The sequence below is a fragment of the Microbulbifer sp. MKSA007 genome (assembly GCA_032615215.1).
Taxonomy (GTDB): domain Bacteria; phylum Pseudomonadota; class Gammaproteobacteria; order Pseudomonadales; family Cellvibrionaceae; genus Microbulbifer.
Map to the genome: position 1 here is coordinate 1,644,849 of CP128433.1, position 20,576 is coordinate 1,665,424.

At 45.8% G+C, this 20,576-nt stretch carries 10 protein-coding genes; 6 read left to right on the plus strand and 4 right to left on the minus strand.

Going from position 1 to position 20,576, the window contains the following annotated elements; all coding sequences use genetic code 11:
• Window position 1: 1 nt before the first annotated feature.
• Window positions 2–1,195 carry a hypothetical protein gene (locus tag QT397_10020; protein WNZ57655.1) on the minus strand — a complete coding sequence of 398 codons (1,194 nt, stop codon included), beginning with the start codon at window positions 1,193–1,195 and terminating at the stop codon, window positions 2–4.
• Between the two features lie 517 nt (window positions 1,196–1,712).
• Here QT397_10020 and pepN point away from each other — a divergent pair.
• Window positions 1,713–4,343 carry an aminopeptidase N gene (pepN, locus tag QT397_10025; GenBank protein WNZ58531.1) on the plus strand — a complete coding sequence of 877 codons (2,631 nt, stop codon included), beginning with the start codon at window positions 1,713–1,715 and terminating at the stop codon, window positions 4,341–4,343.
• Window positions 4,344–4,385: 42 nt separating this feature from the next.
• On the opposite strand, the gene QT397_10030 is transcribed toward pepN, so the two are convergent.
• Window positions 4,386–4,934 (minus strand): histidine phosphatase family protein, encoded by a 549-nt coding sequence (locus QT397_10030; protein WNZ57656.1) that lies wholly within the window; start codon window positions 4,932–4,934, stop codon window positions 4,386–4,388.
• Between the two features lie 10 nt (window positions 4,935–4,944).
• Entirely contained in the window at window positions 4,945–6,504 is a 1,560-nt protein-coding gene (locus QT397_10035) for a carboxylesterase family protein (GenBank protein WNZ57657.1), read from the minus strand.
• A gap of 275 nt (window positions 6,505–6,779) precedes the next feature.
• Here QT397_10035 and QT397_10040 point away from each other — a divergent pair, with 275 nt between their 5' ends.
• From QT397_10040 to QT397_10060, 5 genes are all read left to right on the plus strand, one after another.
• Complete coding sequence (locus QT397_10040) at window positions 6,780–10,406, plus strand: BapA prefix-like domain-containing protein (protein ID WNZ57658.1); 3,627 nt, start codon at window positions 6,780–6,782, stop codon at window positions 10,404–10,406.
• Between the two features lie 144 nt (window positions 10,407–10,550).
• Entirely contained in the window at window positions 10,551–11,981 is a 1,431-nt protein-coding gene (locus QT397_10045; GenBank protein WNZ57659.1) for a TolC family outer membrane protein, read from the plus strand.
• Window positions 11,978–14,176: a type I secretion system permease/ATPase gene (locus QT397_10050; protein ID WNZ57660.1), complete on the plus strand. Its 2,199-nt coding sequence runs from the start codon at window positions 11,978–11,980 to the stop codon at window positions 14,174–14,176. The genes QT397_10045 and QT397_10050 overlap by 4 nt, the downstream gene beginning before the upstream one ends.
• A gap of 22 nt (window positions 14,177–14,198) precedes the next feature.
• The gene (locus QT397_10055; GenBank protein ID WNZ57661.1) at window positions 14,199–15,443 is read left to right on the plus strand and encodes an HlyD family efflux transporter periplasmic adaptor subunit; all 1,245 of its coding nucleotides are present in this window, start codon (window positions 14,199–14,201) and stop codon (window positions 15,441–15,443) included.
• Window positions 15,443–16,351: a transglutaminase domain-containing protein gene (locus QT397_10060; protein ID WNZ57662.1), complete on the plus strand. Its 909-nt coding sequence runs from the start codon at window positions 15,443–15,445 to the stop codon at window positions 16,349–16,351. The genes QT397_10055 and QT397_10060 overlap by 1 nt, the downstream gene beginning before the upstream one ends.
• A 145-nt stretch (window positions 16,352–16,496) precedes the next feature.
• On the opposite strand, the gene QT397_10065 is transcribed toward QT397_10060, so the two are convergent.
• Complete coding sequence (locus tag QT397_10065; protein ID WNZ58532.1) at window positions 16,497–19,664, minus strand: CapA family protein; 3,168 nt, start codon at window positions 19,662–19,664, stop codon at window positions 16,497–16,499.
• Window positions 19,665–20,576 lie beyond the last annotated feature (912 nt).

The following is a 20,576-nucleotide window of genomic DNA, read 5'->3' on the forward strand; positions in this document are numbered from 1 at the left end:
TCTATAGGTAGTGCTGGCAAGTGCCTGAGATATAGGGGGAATTAACTATAGTATTTGCACTTGTTAGATGAAAAGTACCTTCGATATCTAATTCGGGAGATGTCGTCGATGTGCTCGAGCTAAAGTCCGCACTTAATAGCGGGGTATTGGTGTTTTTATCAGTACCTAAAGCTATATCAAGCTCGCCACTCCCCTTGATATGTCGAGGTTTAAATGGAAATAGTGATTCAAGTGTTATTTTTATTGGATTGCTTATAGATAATTGGGCTTTTATATTGGAGTTTAGTTGAGCGTATGGGATTGTGGCCTTTAGGTTATTGCCATTAAGTTGAATGTCAATTTCTCGGTAGCTTGAAATGGATAGCAGATTGTCTGGCAAGCTAATCGCGGTGGTAGCTATAATTTTGCCTGATACTGTCGGCTTAGTTGTAGAGCTAGCTTTAGGTTCAAATATCTCTATCAGTGGGGCTATAGATTCCAGCTCTGATACAAGTTCACTGTTTAAAACCCATGTGTCAGTTTCTAGTTTAGCAATAGTTATATCAGATTCAGACAGAATCTTTGAGTTGTTAGTTAGTATTCTGGGTTTTAGTTTGATTTCTGACAAACCTAAAAAAGCCTCAAAATATAAATTAATCTCGCCAAACTGGGGGTGTTTAAGGGGAGTTTCGGCATGAATTTTTGTGTTGTCGCGAGCTATATTTAGTGGGCCGCCAATCAATTGGCCATCGAGTACTATTTGCTTAACGGATATCTTGCCTGGCAAAAAGCGGGTTAGACTTTGGCTTAGGGCACTTAACGATAATGTATTACTTGTCTTGACATTATTTTCCGGGAGCTGCTCGTTGATATGGGCTTTGGTAACGATATCTTCAGCTTCCATGCTCCTGGTTAGCTTCTCTATTGATAGTTCAATTTTTTGAGTGTTATCTCGGTCATAAATAATATGGAAAGGATAGACAATTTTTACTCCCTCAAGGAGGATAATGCTATTTACACTGGACTTTAGGCGAACTTCCTGGATCGAAACTTCTTTAAAACCCAGTCGTAGTCCTGTCAGCTCCTGAATAACTACCTCTCCTGAGAAAATATTGATTAGCTGAGAAGCAACGATATCCTTTTTCCACCAGCTAGCTGCTATGAGCGCAGCTAAAAAACAAGATAGGGTTATGATGGATATACGGAGTTTACGCACACTGAACCTCGGAGTTCTCGCAAGAGATTAGTTCAAACTTAAATCTATTATTCGTTACAAAAGGGCGGAGTAGGAATACTTTAATCCCTTACTTCTACCTTATGGGGAGTTTACCAGATTGGATAATTATACTTGCTGCAATTTCTCGCCATGTTGATGAGTATCTACTGTGCTAAGGGGTGGGGCAGACAATAAGTGCTTTATGTAGATAGATAATCGACCATTAATTAATAGTTTTTATCTATATGAATGGTTGTACTGATAGTTTTTAGCTTCTCCGCCGCTGTTGCCGCCACGTCTGTGGGGGCAGATGTGCCAAGAGTGCCGGTGGGCAAGGCTGCAAGGGCAAGTATTAATCTAACTTATCTATGCGTGGCACCAATCGCGCTGGGAAGCTATAGTCCGGTTTTTAACTTGGGTGATAAATAGTATTAGCCCGGGTAACGATATTGTTGGTCCAATTAATCGAATTCATACTGCCCCGGAAGGGCATAGAATGACTGAAGGTGTTTCAATAATGAATGATAGCCAGCCAAAGACCATTTACCTGAAAGACTATCAAGTACCAGATTACCTGGTGGATGCTACTGATTTACATTTTGAGCTGGAACCCAAGGCAACTTTGGTCAAATCTCGTTTGAATATTCGCAGAAATCCGCAAGCGGACGCAGGGCTGCCGCCTTTAGTGCTGGATGGTGTTGAGCTGGAATTACTTTCGGTTTCTTTGGATGGAGTTTTGTTATCTACATCTGATTATCAGGTTCTACCTGAGGGCCTGTCTATCCCTGTAGAGAAACCAGAATTTCTGCTGGAAATCCGCAATCGGATAAATCCGGAGGAAAACACATCTTTAGAGGGATTATATCTCTCTAATGGTATGTATTGCACTCAATGTGAAGCTGAAGGATTTAGAAAAATTACTTTCTATCCTGATCGGCCGGATGTTATGTCCAAATTTACCACCACCATCGTCGCGCCGATGGACCACCCGGTACTACTTTCCAACGGCAATGAAATTGAGAAAGGTAGATATGAAGATGGTCGTCAGTTTGTAACTTGGGAAGATCCATTTGCCAAGCCGGCTTACTTATTTGCGTTGGTAGCCGGGGATTTGGAGCATGTGGAAGATAGCTTCACAACAGCCTCTGGTAGAAAGGTTAAGTTGCAGATCTTTACGGAAGCGAAAAATATTGGGAAGTGTGATCATGCTATGCGATCCCTTAAAAATGCGATGCGTTGGGATGAGGAAACTTACGGAAGGGAATATGACCTAGATATCTTTATGGTTGTTGCTGTTGATCATTTCAATATGGGGGCTATGGAAAACAAAGGATTGAATATTTTCAATTCGGCCTGCGTGCTCGCTAGCCCAGAAACAGCGACGGACTCAGCTTTTCAGCGGATCGAGTCTATTGTAGGGCATGAGTACTTTCACAATTGGTCCGGTAATCGGGTCACCTGCCGGGATTGGTTTCAGTTGAGTCTGAAGGAAGGTTTTACCGTATTTCGTGATGCAGAGTTCTCCGCTGACCTTAATTCCCGAGCGGTTAAGCGTATTGAAGATGTATCCCTTTTGCGTACTACCCAGTTTGCTGAAGATGCCGGCCCTATGGCCCATCCTATCAGGCCAGATTCTTATATAGAAATTTCAAACTTTTACACTCTGACAATTTATGAAAAGGGTGCGGAAGTTGTACGGATGATTCATACACTCTTAGGTGCAGAAGGATTCCGCAAAGGAAGTGACTTGTACTTTCAGCGGCACGATGGCTGCGCGGTAACCTGTGAAGATTTCGTCAAGGCGATGGAAGATGCTAACAAGGTTGAACTGAAGCAATTCCGCAACTGGTATAGCCAAGCAGGCACGCCGATACTTGATGTGACAGATAGCTTTAATGAAACTGATGGCACTTATAGGCTAGCTATTCGCCAGTCTTGCCCTTCATCGCCGGGTCAGGAAGAGAAGTTACCTTTCCACTTACCAATAAGAATTGGATTGCTGGGGGCTGATGGCGCAGAGCTTGTACTCAATGAGCAGGGTGATACTGAAACTGTTTTACAGTTAACAGAAGATGAGCAATCTTTTGAGTTTTCCGGACTTACAAAGAAGCCTTTACCCTCATTGCTGCGGGGCTTCTCTGCTCCAGTAAAAATAAAGTACAACTATAGTAATGAGCAGCTTCAGTTTTTAATGAGAAAGGATAAGGACACGTTTAACCGCTGGGATGCAAGTCAGCGCCTAGCATTAAATGCTTTGTATGAGCTTCAGGTGGCTTTTCGTAAAGGTGAGGAACTACAGGTACAACCAAGTTTAATCAGTGCTTATAAAGAGGTTTTACAGGATGTTGATCTCGATCTAGCGCTGGTCGCAGAGATCTTGCAATTGCCCAGTGAGCAGTTTATCGCTGAAGAGTCATCATCTATTGATGCGGAAGCAATAATTGTTGCGAGGGATTTTGTAAGGAAGGTAATTGCAGGTGAATTATTTGATGAATTTCGCAAGCGCTATCTGGAATTGAATACGACTAAGCCCTATAGCCCGAATGCGTTAGATATTGCGCAAAGACGACTTAAAAATACCTGTTTATCCTATATGTGCATAACAGAAACTGAGGAGGCGTTAAATATAGCCCAGGTTCAGTTTGAGAACGCTAGTAATATGACAGATAGTGCGGCGGCTCTCGCTGTTATTATTAATCATGCACCGGAAGACCGAGCCAGGGGGTTGATTGAGCAATTTTATGAGCGCTGGAGAACCGATACTCAAGTCGTAGAACTATGGCTGAGTCAGCAGAGTTGTAGTCCCAAGCGCGGTACATTGGAAAATATTCGTGCACTTATGGATCACCCTGCTTTTGAAATGAAAAACCCCAATAAAGTAAGGTCTGTAATAGGTGGTTTTGCTAATCGTAATTTTAAGCAATTCCATAAGAGCGATGGTAGCGGGTTTGAGTTTGTTGCCGATCAGGTTCTGGCCTTGGACAAGCTAAATCCACAAATTTCAGCAAGGCTGGTTATACCGATCACACGTTGGAAAAAATACTCTGGTAGCCTGGGTGAGAAGATGAAAGTTGCCCTGCAAAGGGTTGCTGATTCGGGAGACCTATCTAAGGATTTGTTTGAGGTGGTTAGCAAAAGCTTGATTTAAAATAAATGCCTGTTTGGGGTATGCTGCACATACCCCATCTTCTTATAGAACTTTGTTATCTTTTTCCTCGCCTAGCTGGACTAAATGTAGCTTGGTTCCATCATTTTTTAGCTCAGTGATTGAAGTGTAGTCGGGCCTAAACTGTTGTACTTTTTGGTGGTTACGGATATGTGCAACAACTGAATTGATGACCATAAAATGGCAGAAGATAAAGGTATCCTCTGAAAGACTTTCCAAATACCTGATTATTCCATCGCGCCAATCTTTTTGTTCTCTGTCGCAGGGGTCCCACTCTCCAGTAAGTAATGTTCGTAACCAGGTTAGGCGTTGAGCTTTGGGTATTTCCTCTGGTGTAGGTATTTCCGTCACTGCATTTTCAATCACAACCTCTATATCCCAAACTTCGGCCAAGGGCTTTGCTGTTTGTTGTGCACGGAGTTTGGGGCTGCTTATTAATTGAACTTTCTCGAGTGTGGAAAGTTTTAGGGCTAGCTCTTCTGCCTGCTTGTAACCTTCGTCTGTGAGTATTGGATCGGGGATGTGCTCCCCTTTCGCTGCTTCTCCATGCCTGATTAAAAAAATTCTTGCCATCTATGCCAACCTAAAGATAACCATTCAAACTATCGTCGGGTATATGTTGCCATAAACTGAGAAGCTCTGGTGAGTTAAACGCCCTGGCTGAGGGATGACTGCCAAATCGTTTACTGTGTTTTCCTGAAAACTCTGGCCAATCATTGCCGGGTTTCCCTGTTTCAGCAAAATTCAGCCAAGCTTGTTGCATTGTGGCACTTAATAAATGGGGGTTTTCTTCAGCACCATATAGTGTTTTCAACGACTGATCGCTATGGGTTCCAAATACATAGCCAAGCTCAACGGCGTGACAAGCCCCTAGTAAAGGCTGTGCAGCGAGGGGTTGCGCAAAGTGATAGTGATAGTTTTCCCCCTGATGACTTTGTAGGTGTCTCAGCCCTGGCAAGGTGAATACCATATCAGTGAGCAAGAGGTTCCAGGCTCGGCTCCATTCTGGCCAGGGGTTGTCTGTCATTTTTTTTGCTAGTTGATAGTAATGTCTGAGTAGGGGCTTTAGCTCGGACTCTGGGATAAGCCATTCTAGATGAGTGCATATTTGCCGGTAGTCCATGTTAAAGCTTTCAGGGTTTATTGCGCTGAAGAGATTCCATTCCTCCAAATTGTTCCCTAACAAAAGAGATGTTTGGTGTGTCGGGGAGAGCTTTTTTTCAGGGGAAAAAAGTTCCCTGTCTGCGACAGGTTTAAATGGTAGTTGCCCCCATTTTGCTGTCATAGACGTGTCAGAGAGTATTGCTTTTTGTGTTTTCAGAAGAAGTTTGGTTGGACAGTTTTGTAGTGAGATGCCACCAGAGATTTCCTCAAATTGCTGAATGAAAGTCTTACCAACATGATTGGCGCTTTGCTGGGAGTGGGAGGCTCTTGGGTGCCCACTTTGGACAATTGCACGCCGTATAAGACCTTTACATTGTGGGGCTTCAAGTAAGGAGGCAATACTCATAGCCCCGGCTGATTCGCCAAAAAGAGTGATATTGTTTGGATCTCCGCCAAATGCTGAGATATTTTTCCGAACCCATTGTAGGGCGGCTATTTGATCTAAAAGCCCTTCATTGCCGGTTGATGGTATATCACTAATATCCTTTAAACGCAGAAATCCCAGTGCGCCTAAACGGTAGTTTATAGTGACAACAATTGTCCGACCGCTAGCTGCCAAGTATTTACCATTGTAAATTTCTTGGCATCCTGATCCCATGTAAAAAGAGCCGCCATGAACCCAAAACATTACTGGCAGCTTTTTTCCTTGCGACATTGCGGGAGAGAATACATTCAAATAGAGGCATTCCTCCCTTTCAGGAAGATTCCCGTTTTGATCTCGAACTTCCATTAGGGTGGATGAGTTTTGCGCTGCTGGTGAACCAAAGCTATGCGCTTGGAAGGGATTTTTCCAGCGGTCCAACTCTTGCGGTGGTAGCCAACGTAAATTCCCTACAGGGGGGAGAGCGTAGGGAATACCCAAGAATTTATACACGCCAGTTTCTTCATCTGTGGTTCCGATGATTGGCCCGGCAGGCGTATCAACAACGGGGGTAGGTTTTTTGTTTAAGTGCCTGCCAATTTCCGGGTCTGTAGTCATTTGTAACTTCCTAATCTTGCTGAAGTTAGCACGAAAACTGTTTTTCTCCTGCCGCTGCCTAACTCCTCCTTGAAAACGTTTTGAATTACGTCCATACAAAAGTAGTGCGCGTAAAAACGTACTGGCGTAATTGTTTTTTTATGGAGGGAAATTAGTAAGGCAATGTATTAGTGAATCTAGTCACGGATGGGCTCAAAGTGGGGTATTTTCCGTCTTTAAGCTCAGGCCATGAACTGTGTATTTAGGAAGTTGCACTGTTTGAAGTTGGTGAGAGCATGATTGCGAAAATCTTTGACAAATCCACGGGCTCAATCGACGAGCGATCACTGGAGGGGCTATCTTTGACCTCTCCTGGTCTTGTCGAAATGCCCGCAGATCCTGAGGATATTGCGTCTTTTTCCAAGGACGGAATAGACCTCGTTATTGTTTTAAAATCCGGCCAGATCGTCATTATTTCAGGGTTTTACCTGTTAGATGAAGATGGCGAGCATAGTGAGCTAGTGCTAACAGGGGCTGGAGAGCCTCTTATGTTGGCTTCTAATGGAGATTTAATCTCTGCCTTTGCTGCGGCTGGTGGCGCTTCTTATCCAGCACCAGCACCAGTCGATCCGGGTATTTCTTGGTGGATTCCTGCATTAATTGCACTTGGAGTTGTTGTTATCGCTGTAGCGGCTAGCGATAACGATGATGACAATCGCGATCAATTTTTTATTCCTGACTCTGATGCTGATGCTGATGCTGATGCTGATGCTGATGCTGATGCTGATGCTGATGCTGATGCTGATGCTGATGCCGATGCCGATGCCGATGCCGATGCCGATGCCGATGCCGACGCGGATGCTGATGCCGACGCAGATGCTGATGCCGACGCCGACGCTGATGCCGATGCCGATGCCGATGCCGATGCCGACGCAGATGCGGATGCCGACGCGGATGCCGACGCTGATGCCGACGCGGATGCCGATGCCGATGCTGACGCCGATGCCGATGCCGATGCCGATGCCGACGCAGATGCGGATGCCGATGCCGATGCCGACGCAGATGCAGATGCCGATGCCGATGCGGATGCGGATGCCGACGCAGATGCAGATGCAGATGCAGATGCAGATGCCGATGCTGACGCGGATGCAGATGCTGACGCAGATGCAGATGCAGATGCGGATGCCGACGCGGATGCCGACGCGGATGCCGACGCAGATGCCGATGCTGACGCAGATGCAGATGCAGATGCGGATGCGGATGCGGATGCGGATGCGGATGCAGATGCAGATGCAGATGCTGACGCGGATGCAGATGCAGATGCAGATGCAGATGCAGATGCCGATGCCGATGCAGATGCCGATGCCGATGCCGATGCCGATGCCGATGCCGATGCCGATGCCGATGCCGATGCAGATGCAGATGCCGATGCCGATGCCGACGCGGATGCCGATGCCGATGCCGATGCCGATGCCGATGCCGACGCGGATGCTGATGCCGACGCAGATGCCGATGCCGATGCCGATGCCGATGCCGACGCCGACGCTGATGCCGATGCCGATGCCGATGCCGATGCCGATGCCGACGCAGATGCGGATGCCGACGCGGATGCCGACGCTGATGCCGACGCGGATGCCGATGCAGATGCTGACGCGGATGCCGATGCCGATGCCGATGCGGACGCGGATGCCGATGCCGATGCCGATGCAGATGCTGATGCTGATGCGGATGCGGATGCGGATGCGGATGCGGATGCGGATGCGGATGCCGATGCCGATGCGGATGCAGATGCGGATGCAGATGCGGATGCGGATGCGGATGCCGATGCCGATGCCGATGCAGATGCTGACGCGGATGCTGATGCCGACGCGGATGCCGACGCGGATGCCGACGCAGATGCTGATGCGGATGCGGATGCCGATGCCGATGCGGATGCGGATGCCGATGCGGATGCCGATGCGGATGCGGATGCGGATGCCGACGCAGATGCCGATGCAGATGCCGATGCAGATGCTGACGCGGATGCCGACGCAGATGCCGATGCTGACGCCGATGCCGATGCCGATGCCGATGCCGATGCCGATGCGGATGCCGATGCGGATGCGGATGCGGATGCCGATGCGGATGCCGATGCCGATGCTGACGCAGATGCAGATGCAGATGCAGATGCAGATGCTGACGCGGATGCCGATGCGGACGCGGATGCCGATGCGGATGCCGACGCGGATGCCGATGCGGATGCCGATGCCGATGCTGACGCAGATGCAGATGCAGATGCAGATGCAGATGCGGATGCCGACGCAGATGCCGATGCTGACGCCGATGCGGACGCGGATGCCGATGCCGATGCGGATGCCGACGCGGATGCCGATGCGGATGCCGATGCCGATGCCGATGCCGATGCCGATGCTGACGCAGATGCAGATGCAGATGCAGATGCAGATGCAGATGCAGATGCGGATGCGGATGCGGATGCCGACGCAGATGCCGATGCTGACGCCGATGCCGATGCCGATGCCGATGCCGATGCCGATGCCGATGCCGATGCCGATGCGGATGCGGATGCGGATGCCGATGCGGATGCCGATGCCGATGCTGACGCAGATGCAGATGCAGATGCAGATGCAGATGCGGATGCCGACGCAGATGCCGATGCTGACGCCGATGCGGACGCGGATGCCGATGCCGATGCGGATGCCGACGCGGATGCCGATGCGGATGCCGATGCCGATGCCGATGCCGATGCCGATGCCGATGCCGATGCTGACGCAGATGCAGATGCAGATGCAGATGCAGATGCAGATGCGGATGCGGATGCGGATGCCGACGCAGATGCCGATGCTGACGCCGATGCCGATGCCGATGCCGATGCCGATGCCGATGCCGATGCCGATGCCGATGCCGATGCCGATGCCGATGCGGATGCGGATGCGGATGCCGATGCGGATGCCGATGCCGATGCTGACGCAGATGCAGATGCAGATGCAGATGCAGATGCAGATGCGGATGCCGACGCAGATGCCGATGCTGACGCCGATGCGGACGCGGATGCCGATGCCGATGCGGATGCCGACGCGGATGCCGATGCGGATGCCGATGCCGATGCTGACGCAGATGCAGATGCAGATGCGGATGCCGACGCAGATGCCGATGCTGACGCCGATGCCGATGCCGATGCCGATGCCGATGCCGATGCGGATGCGGATGCGGATGCCGATGCGGATGCGGATGCCGATGCGGATGCCGATGCGGATGCCGACGCGGATGCGGACGCCGACGTAGATATCGACATAAATATTGATATCGACATTGATATTGATATCGACGTCGACATCATCATTATCAATATCGGAGATCATCCGCACGAGCAGAGCGCGCTTCATGGAAGTGATGTAGCGACTCTGGGTGGCGACGGAGATATGTTGGCAGATCCGTCATTCACTTGGGAACCGGACGGAGATGCTGATGCTGATGCTGATGCTGATGCTGATGCTGATGCTGATGCCGATGCCGATGCCGATGCCGATGCCGATGCCGATGCCGATGCCGATGCCGATGCCGATGCCGATACTAGCGTTGACATTGATATCAACATCGACATTTCAGTTGATATCGATATTGATATTGACATTACCATCATCAATATTGGATCAGATGTGGCAATGGACTCTGACGGCATACTGGATGTTGGTACTGCAACTGTGCCTGGTATTGACATGCTGGGTAGTGGCTCTGACTTGACTCTTGATGATCTATTCGAATCTGTGGGTAGCGATACTCAAATATTCGAGTCTGCTGGAGAGGTGGCTGGCGTAGATACGAGCCAAATTTCTAGTGGAGTAATGGATTCGATGGAGATGTCGGCAGCAATTGACGACACTATCGGAGATATGTGGCAACAAAACAGCTTGAGCGACACTTAGATCTGAAAGCGACAAATTAACTTAAGTACCGGGCCGTAAGGCCCGGTTTTTTTTGGCTAGACTTTTGTGGCCACTCTACAGAATTTATGTAATTAGATGTTAATAGAGTGTTTAACCTCCCGGTAATTATTGAAAGTGAATATAGTGGAAGTGTTTAAACCGAAAATGAAAATACCATTTGTGTTGACTCTGGTGTTTTGGTCAATCACAGCTGACGCCGATATATTAAGTTCTCCCCGTTCCTCTGAAGTAATTAGCCCAAGAAGCATGGAAGTAGAGGCTTATGATTCATTAAAAAAGTTTTCCTTTAGGGAGTATGAGGAAGGTATAAAGCGAACTGAATTCAATATGCTTGAAGTGGTGCACCAAGCCGTCGGTTGGCATCCATTAATTGCAGAAGCCGTTGGGAATCTCTATCAGCAGAGGCAAGGCGTCAAAGCTGCACGATCGGGATATTTTCCTCGATTGAATGCTGGAATTGTGGCCGGGAACGACTCCGAGTACAAAAGCGAAGGTGATGGACACGCGTTCCAGGTGAATATTTCCCAGATGGTTTATGACTTTGGCAAAGTATCTAGCAATGTTGACTTTGCAAAGGCTGGTGTACAAAGGTCTCAGGCTGAAGTTCTCCAATCTATTGACGAAGTTGCAAGGAGAACCGCAAAAGCGGCAATTGAGGTTCAGCGCTATCAGTCTCTGCTTTTAACTTCTGATGCACAAGTTAATGGCGTATCTGCTATTGCTGATCTTGTGCAAATTCGAAAGGAGCGTGGAGTTAGTTCCCGCTCAGATGTGTTACAGGCGCAATCAAGAGTTGATGCTGCACAGGCATCTAAACAGCAAGTAGAAGCTTTGTTACGCCGATGGCGTACCACTTTACAGAATCTCACTGGATTCCAATCTCCATTTCGGGTGGCTATGTATGTTCCTGAGGACGTCGCACAAGCATGTGATGTCCAGTCTTTTGATTTGTCGTCAGTACCAGATGTACTTATTGCTGCCGCATCTAGAGCTGAAGCTGAAGCACAGCTTAAATCGGCAAAAGCAAATGCATGGCCAACCTTAACCCTTGATGGAAATGTGAATCAGTACTTGGATCAAAACTATGTTGATGCCAATGCACTTGATAGTAATGAGAAGGCGATTTTCTTTAATGTTTCCATGCCTATTTATCAAGGTGGAAAGATATCTGCCGGAAGAGAGGGGGCGAGTTATGCCTTGCTGTCGGCTGATGCGGCGAGAGACTCGGCACAATTATTTGTAACCCAAAAATATCGTGAGGCACAAGAAGAAGCTGAAGGGTTAATGCGTAGTTTGAGTTCGCTTAGCGCTAGGGAGAGCGCTATAGCTGAAACAAGGGATCTATATAAACAGCAGTATTCCACTCTAGGCACGCGGACTCTAATTGATTTGCTAAATTCAGAACAGGAGCTACACATTGCCCGCCGAGAAAAAAATAATACGATTTTTGATTTGCACCTTCTAAAAATAGATTGTCTACATAGTCGTGGTGGTTTGCGCGAGGCATTTAAACTGGATGGAACCGAGATTCAGGGTGTGGAGGTGTTGCCTTGAATGGAAGCCAATTAGATATTGCGGGTGAAATTGAAAAGCCATTTTCCAGCTCTAAAAATAATGCCGCTAACGTTACTCCTTGGTGTGAGGCAATAATTTCTATTGCTCGACATTATCGAATTGATTGCTCTTATGAAAGGGTCCGAATAGCTGGGAATTGGGGGGGATATAACTCTATAGAAAGCGTTGTTAGGCAGATGGCGCGACAGGCCGGGCTTACGGCAACATTCAGCTCGTTCAATGAGTCTGCGATCAATTCGTGGCGTTTGCCCATTGTTGCCCAATTGGTGGATGGTCAGTTAGTTGTTGTAGAGTCTGTATCTAAAGATATGGAACTGAGTGTTATCTACTGTGGCGATAAAGGTCTAAAGAGTACAGTACATCTGGACGATTTAAAAAATAATGTTCTGAACCTGGCTATATTTCGTCCCAGGAGAACGGCAACAGACTCTCGTATAGATGACTATGTTAAGACTGAAGACAAGCATTGGTTTCGCCGGATTATCCTTAGGGATTTGAAACCCTATTTTCATGTGATGATTGCCACAACAATTGCAAATTCTCTAGCACTAGCTGGAATTGTTTTTTCAAAACAGGTCTATGACAGAGTCATTCCAGCTGAGTCTTTTCCTACCCTTTACGTTCTATTTAGCGGTGTTGTAGTAGCAATTATCTTTGATTTTATTATGCGTACTATGCGAGTCAGGGTAACGGACTTGCTGGGGAAGCGTGCTGATATTCGTATGTCGGATTTGGTTTTTGGGCATGCTATTAGGGTTAAAGATCAAGCCAGACCAAAATCAACCGGTACATTTATCTCTCAGATTAGAGACCTTGAGCGCATAAGAGAATTGTTTACATCTTCCACCGTTTTGGCTCTTGCAGATTTACCTTTTTTTGTACTCTTTCTGTTTGTTATGTGGTGGGTTGCTGGGAGCTTGGCACTAATACCTCTTGTAGCAGTTTTCTTGTTAATTATTCCTGGGTTGCTTCTTCAGCCGAGGCTTGCAAAGTTATCGAAGGAATCTATTAAAGAAGGAGCGCTACGTAATGCAATGCTAATAGAAACGGTTCAAGGGCTGGAAGATATAAAAGCCATGCAGGCGGAACAGCGCTTTCAAGGGCAGTGGAATCATTTCAACGCAGTCACCGCAGATTCCAATCTAAAGCTGCGATATCTGGTTGGTGTTTTACTGAGTTGGACCCATAACGTGCAGTCATCAGTTTTTGCTGTAGTTGTGTTATTTGGAGCTCCGATGGTCATGGCTGGCGACATGACAACGGGCGCACTGGTTGCTGCCTCTATTCTTGGTTCGCGGATGATGTCACCAATGGCAAATATCACCCAGGTTTTAAGCCGCTGGCAGCAAGCCCGGTTTGCGATGAAAGGAATTGATCAGATTATGCAGTTACCGGTTGATAACCCTGAAGATGAAAAGAAAGTGCAGAAGTCCTCGCTTCAAGGAAATTATCACTTTAAACAGTCGGTTTATAACTATGGAGATGATACGTCTGATCCCGCTCTAGTTATTCCTGAATTAAAAATTACTCAAGGTGAACGGATTGCTATATTAGGTCGAAATGGATCCGGTAAGTCAACGTTGCTACATGCACTGTCGGGTTATATTGAGCCCGCTCGTGGTCAGTTACGGTTAGATGATGTCAGCTTGGCTCATATAGATCCCGCTGATGTAAGACGAGATATTTCTCTCCTTAGCCAAAAGACAGGGCTATTCCATGGGACTATTTATGAAAATCTTGTCTTAGGTTCTCCCAATGCCAGCGATGATGAAATTCTCGTCGCACTTAAAATGAGTGGTGCTGAGACTTTTGTGAGTAAGCTCCCGAAAGGCTTGGGATCTATGATTCAAGAAGGTGGCTACGGGCTGTCTGGAGGGCAAAAGCAGTCTCTGCTGATTGCTAGGATTTTATTACGTCAACCAAATGTTCTTTTGCTGGATGAGCCTACTTCAGCACTGGACGAAGCCACTGAGAAAAAATTTATTTGTGCATTATCAGATTGGAGTGTAAACAAAACAGTTGTTATTGCAACTCATAGAACTAGCATCCTTAGCTTTGTAGATCGAATAATTGTGCTGGATAGTGGTCGAGTTGTTCTCGATGAGCCAAAAGAAAAAGCACTCTCTATTCTTTCTCGACGGAAGGATCCTAAGAAGGATGAAGAAGTTTCCTAGAGGTTAGGATGGAGAAGCTGTAATGCCAATTCCAGATGACTTCGGTTTTCGCCGCGAACCAAAACGCATCGCTCTCTTAGATATTGATTCACAAAATGATGAAAAACAATATGAGGATGATATTGATGATGCATCTCTCGTACGCTCAGGAAGAATAGTTTGGGTATTTTTTTTATTGTTAGCCGCGTTGGTTTTTTGGTCTTACTTGGCCAAGGTTGATGAGGTTTCTTCTGGCGCTGGTAAAGTGGTTCCGACTTCGCGTTCACAGATTATCCAATCATTAGAGGGAGGAATACTGGAGGATCTTAAAGTTTCTGAGGGGGATATTGTCGAAAAGGGTGAAGTGTTGGCGCAGTTGGATCCTACAAAATTACGTTCGAATGTAGAAGAAATATTGGCTCGCTACAGAGCTGCTTTGGCTAGTGTCGCGCGATTGAGTGCTGAGGTAAATAGTACATCGATTAAATTTCCAGAGGAACTGTCTTCGCATGCGGAGCTTATTGCTAAAGAAAGAAAACTATTTGATACGCGGCGGAGAGGATTAGCAGAATCGTTGAAAGGTTCAAAGGAAACCCTAGAGTTGGTCAATAAAGAGTTGTCTATCACCAGGTCGCTTGTCGAATCAGGGGCAGCCAGTAGTGTTGATCTTTTACGTCTGCAAAGACAAAAGTCTGAGTTGGAGACAAAGATAAATGAGATAAAATCTATGTACATGGTGAAAGCCCGAGAGGAGTTGGCAAACTTTAGTGCTGAAGTTGAGGCGCTGTCTTCTGTAGTTGAGGGGCGTTCTGACTCACTAATAAGACTTACTCACAAATCTCCTGTAAGAGGCATTGTTAAAGCTATTGAGGTTACAACTATTGGTGGCGTAATCCCCCCAAATGGAAAGATAATGGAGATTGTCCCACTTGATGATCAGCTTTTAGTTGAAGCAAAAATTTCCCCCAGGGATATCGCATTTATTCGTCCTGGGCAGGTAGCTAAAGTAAAAATTACTGCATACGACTATACGATTTATGGTGACTTAAATGGTACAGTGACGACTATATCTCCTGATACGATTCAAGATGAGTTTGTGCCAGGCGAATACTATTATAAGGTTTTCATCCTCACAGATACTGATTCTCTGGAAAATCATGAGGGTAATAAATTTCCGATAGTGCCAGGTATGATTGCAGCGGTAGATATAAAAACGGGTTCGAAAACTGTTTTTGATTATCTTATGAAGCCAATCAATAAGGCGGGTGAGGCGCTACGGGAAAGGTAATGGCGAAATGGTTAGCTAACTCATTGGTGCACATTGTTTTTGGCTTCTTTGGTCTTTCTAGCTTATCTCAAGCTGAATCAAAAATTGTTACTCTTTCGGTTGAGGTCGCAATTACGAACTCTTCGAAGCAGGATATTAATGGTTATGTTCAAAGACTTTCTATGCCTGTAGAGTATAGTTTGCAGCAGTCATTAAAGAAGATTAGATATAATTATCCAGAAAAAATTATTTACAAGAAGCATGGTGTAGGGGGTTCTAAGTACCTTGAGTTTGTGCTGAGTATTCCTGCTGGAAGGACAGTTTCCAGGATTGTTGAGTTTGATTTAATGCTTACTTCATATGATTATACTCAATTGAGCAGGGGGCGAGACTTTTTTCCAAGTGGTACTTACTTAGAGTCAGCGAGGTTTATCGAGTCAGATTCCACTCCAATTAAAAAGTTATCCCTTAAAATACAAAATACTTTTGAAGATGAAGAGAGTCGTTTGAGGGCAGCTTTTTTGATTCCTCAAGCAATAATTAAATATAAAGTTCAGCCTACAAAAGGCGCTCTGGCGGGCCTTGAGTCAGGGGAGGGTGATTGTACAGAGCATGCGGCGCTTTTTGTCGCATTGGCACGCTCTATGGGGTATCCTGCAAGAGTTACTTCAGAGTTTCTTTTTTCCAAGAAAAAAAGATTTGATCGACCTAATCATCATGCCGCTGAAGTTTTTATGGGTGGTCGGTGGGTGCCGGTAGACCCCAATTTGGCGCAGAAGCCTTATCTTGGATATGGTTTCGGTAAGGGTAGTATAAGTAAAATTGTTCTTACTCGAGAGTTTTCATGGGTTTGGTCTAATTTGTTTCCGAAAGATTTTAAAGGTAAAAAAAATAATGTTAGTGTTTCTGTTTTGTGGAGTTTGCAATAAATATTGAATTTCTGGATTCAATTATTTGTTATGGGTGGGTTTAGTAGGGCGTGCAGTGGTATAGCGAATTACATCTGTCGGCCAGATGTGTAAGTTTGATCTGTATCATGTTTTTCTTGAGTTGTCATGTGTTGGATTTTAAGTTTTATTCTACCTCTATGGGTTGTCCGGTTTTTTGAAGTTTTTCTAGTAGGATGGGGATTGAGCCAAAGTCGGAGTCCCTTCTGGATCCTTTGATAAGTATTAGGTCTGAATCCTGGGAGAAATCAGCTAGATAGTCAACGAGAGGTGAAGCCTCTGAAAAATGTGGTCCTAAAATTTCTTCCGGTAATAACTCCCGGAGAAATTTCATTTCCTCACCGTGTGTTATTACCCAGTTAACATTGCTGTTGAGTAAGGGGTGAGTGAGACTTTCATGTAATTCTTGTGCTTTTTTACCTAAATGGACAATGCGACCTAGTACCGCAATTCTTCGTCCATTATTTTTTATTTTACTCTGAGAAAATACTGAGAATGCATTAATCATGGAGCAAACTTCAGCGTTCCAGCTATCATCAATAAGTGTTAGGGATTTACCTTGAATGTTTAAATTTTTTCTTTTTAAATGTCCCTCATCAAGTTCTAGGTCAAGCAATCTATTTGCGCATTGGGCTAGGTCTTTATCTAGCGCGTAAGCTGCACAAATAGCAGCTATGGCATTGTACATCATGCCAGTGCTGGGTGCGGGAACCTTTAATTCTAATCTTTGAGTTGGGAACTGTAGTGTGACATTGCTTCCAGTTTCATCGGTATCAATATTTATTATCTTAACATCTGCCCTTTCTCCTTTGCCAAACACTATTATTTTTTTAGCATATTTTATTGCTTGCGAAAGAATATAGTCGAAGCACTTTAGGTGGTCCCCTAATATAGCTACTGAAGAATTCGTTAATCCGTCAAAAATGCACGATTTCCATTTCGCAGTGTCTTCAACTGATTTTATGCGATGGTTAGTTTGTGATAGACCAATTTCCGTAATTATAGATATAGTTGGTTTTATCTGTCTTGTGATGGGGCCTCGTTTCATCCATAATGCGCTCTGAGCCACTTCGATAACGGCAGCTTCATGGTCAGGATTTAGACTGGCAAGCATCGAAGGTGCGCCTACACGTGAGTTATAGTTACCTAAACTGGATAATATCTTTTCTTTGGGGCCCAGAATTTGCACAAGCATTTTTAGGGTGCTTGATTTTCCTGCAGTACCTGTAATGGCAATGACATCGCCTTGGAATCGTTTTCTGGCTGCTAATCCGAGCTCAATTATAACTTTTAATGGGTCTTCAACTTGAAGTACAGGCAGTTCCTTAGGTAATCCATCTACAGGGTGGGAAACAATGGCGCCAGCAATACGATGTGCAAATTCAGGAAGGGTTTTATGGCAGTCAAAGTAATTGGCAGATGGCTTTGAGCGCTGTTCGTGAAAATCTCTGTCTTTACTTGTATGAGCAACAAATAAGACAGGCCCCACTGCTTGGTCTAAAAATCCACTCCCAGAAATTACGCTGCGAATGTACCAATTTTCAGGTGGCGGCGTTAGCCATTTTCCTCCAGAAACTAGTTCAAGTTGTTGAGCATTCCAAGTTTGCATAGGCGTATGTTGGTATACAGCCGGAGGAAAATCTGTTTTGTATGTAGGAATTTGTGGCGGCTTCTTAGAAAAGTTTAGCTGTGTAATCATTCCGCCAACAATTACAGGCTTTACTTGTTGTGTGTTGGAAATAATACCTACGGCAAGTTTAAGGTGAACAGGCTTAATTTGATTGGCTGCCGGGGCCCTTAACCCATAAAAGTCACGGTAGATTCTTCCTGGTTCCCATCGAGAAGTGGGTACTTGCCAATCACAAGGATCGTGGTCCATCGCCTTTCCCCAATAAGGCATAGATGTTTCTTTGATTGGGATCGCTCGAAAATCTAAACGGAAATCCTCCTTTACCTTTTTATCGGTAGTCCAAAATGACTCTACCCATAACATTTGTCTAGTCTTTATTTCACGCGGAAAAAATCTTACTCCCAATAGTTTAAGCGGCCCGCATTTTATTGGGGGGATGCGAGCATCTAGGGGGACTTGATCTACAGTCCAATTAGGGTTCAATGGACGCTTTTCTCTAATTACTTCTCGTTTGTAATGGGTTTTAAGAAGATGGGGAAGTTTACGGTATTGCCTGTCTGGAGGTGACAGTAGAATGGTTCCGCTACCATCTGGATTTAAGGTCAGGTGTGTCCCCAGCTCTGAGCAAGCTTTCGAAAATCGTTGCGTAAGATCTTTTGCTACATCTCCACTTAGTTGCTTACTGAAACCAAACCCAACACCTACGGGCACAAAAATGATTTTTTCTATTCCATTTTCGCTTAATTGGAGGCGAAAGATTCCACTATCGGCTAGGTTACGTCGGACCGCATCGAACAAAAGATCCCCAGCATCGTGGATAATAGGTCTGTCCTGATAAATTTCAATACCTTGTAGGTTATGTGCGCTGGTACCTAATATACCATCTGCTCCGGCATCGATAATGGCGTGGCCAATGGTTATTTCATCTTCGCTTGGTTTTGGTTCTCTGTTGTTTCCCCAATGAACAGCGACGAGCACGAGATGTGCTTTTTTGCGCGCTGCTTCAATCCTAGGCTTTAGGTTATCAAGCCAGAGGCTGGGTATGGTAAGTGGTAGATGAGCGCAACCAGGCGTACTTGGACCTGCGGCAAAGCGGGGCTGTGTGGCATCAATAGAGAAAATGGCGACGTTTAGCCGACCGGCGGGACGATATACTGGGGTAAGTGCTTCTTCGATATTAATACCTGATCCAGCGTAACCGATACCGGTTGCATCCAGCCAGTGTTGTTGCTCCAAAAGTGCTTTGCTTCCATAGTCCCCACTATGATTGTTTGCAGTAACAACGACATCAATACCGGCCTCCATTAACACGGATAGCATTTCAGGGCGGGCTCGGTAATAGTATGGGGATGACTCTCCCTTACTGATTCCTTGTTCGCCCTCAGTCCCTATCACACACTCTAGATTCACTACGCTTATATCTGCGTTTTTTAGGGCAATAATTGTGCCGAGCACTTTCTCGGTTCCAAATTGTGCCGTGCGATAATGTTGCCTTCGTGCCAAGTTTACGTCCCCCCCAAGCGAGCACAGGCAATGACTTGTGTGAATCGGCAGCTGGTTCGATAAGCATTTCTTGGTATGCCTCCTCAATATCCTCCGGTATATCTTTGGCGGCAATAAGATAATTTCGATAGGCGATAAAACCAGATAGATAGTGCTCGACATCATCAATACGAACTCTGAAAGCATGGTGCCGTATAAAAAAGCTTCCTAAGATTCGTCTGGGATTCTTGAAGTACATGGCTATTTCGGGCCAGAAATAGCCGTTTAGGAGGTACATTGCACGTTTGTGTAACGCTCTGTAAAAGTGCTTTAGATCTACCTGGTCTAGTAGGTACTGAAACTTGGGCTCTTTGCGTAAGCGAGTCACCATCTTTTCAGCAGCCATCATCAATTCAAGCAGAGTTGGGAAGGTGGTGATTCTATTTTCAACAAAATCCAAGTAACTGGAAAAGTTGCGAATACCGAACTGATAATACTTTTCTTCAGGGCGATATAGTGTCAGCTCATTGACACAGTAGCTCAGCCAGTGATCGTGGGCACGCCAGTGCTCAGCTCGGATAAAATAATTGAATGCCTTCTCGACCAATGTCAGCCAGCGGGAATCTTTAGTAAATCCGTAAAGACGCATTAAACCAAAGGCAGCTTCACCATCGTAATAGATGACTCTATGCTTGTCTTTAACTTGAAGTTCAGGATATTCAAGAACATGACAAAATTGCCCAGTGACGGCGTCTTGCATGTACTCCATACCAAGTGCCAGCTGCTCCATTAAATCGGAGTAGTGTTCGGTTTTTGTTACCTCAGAGTACTTTACTAGTGCCAGGAGTGATACAGCGTTGCCCCCTAATTTAATCTCATTATTCGACTCTACTAAAAATGCACCCATCTTCCCTGAAGGAAGGAGCGCGGATTGTATTAGCTTTTCTGTCAGGTACTTTAGTGACCGAAGGATGGAAGTCATCAGTGCTTTATCACCGGTTACCTCCCAGGCTTCAATCATCGCATAGGTACTGCTTGCATGACGCAAATTGTTATAGGTATCTATCTTCCGGTCGAAGCAGGCATGCCAACCAT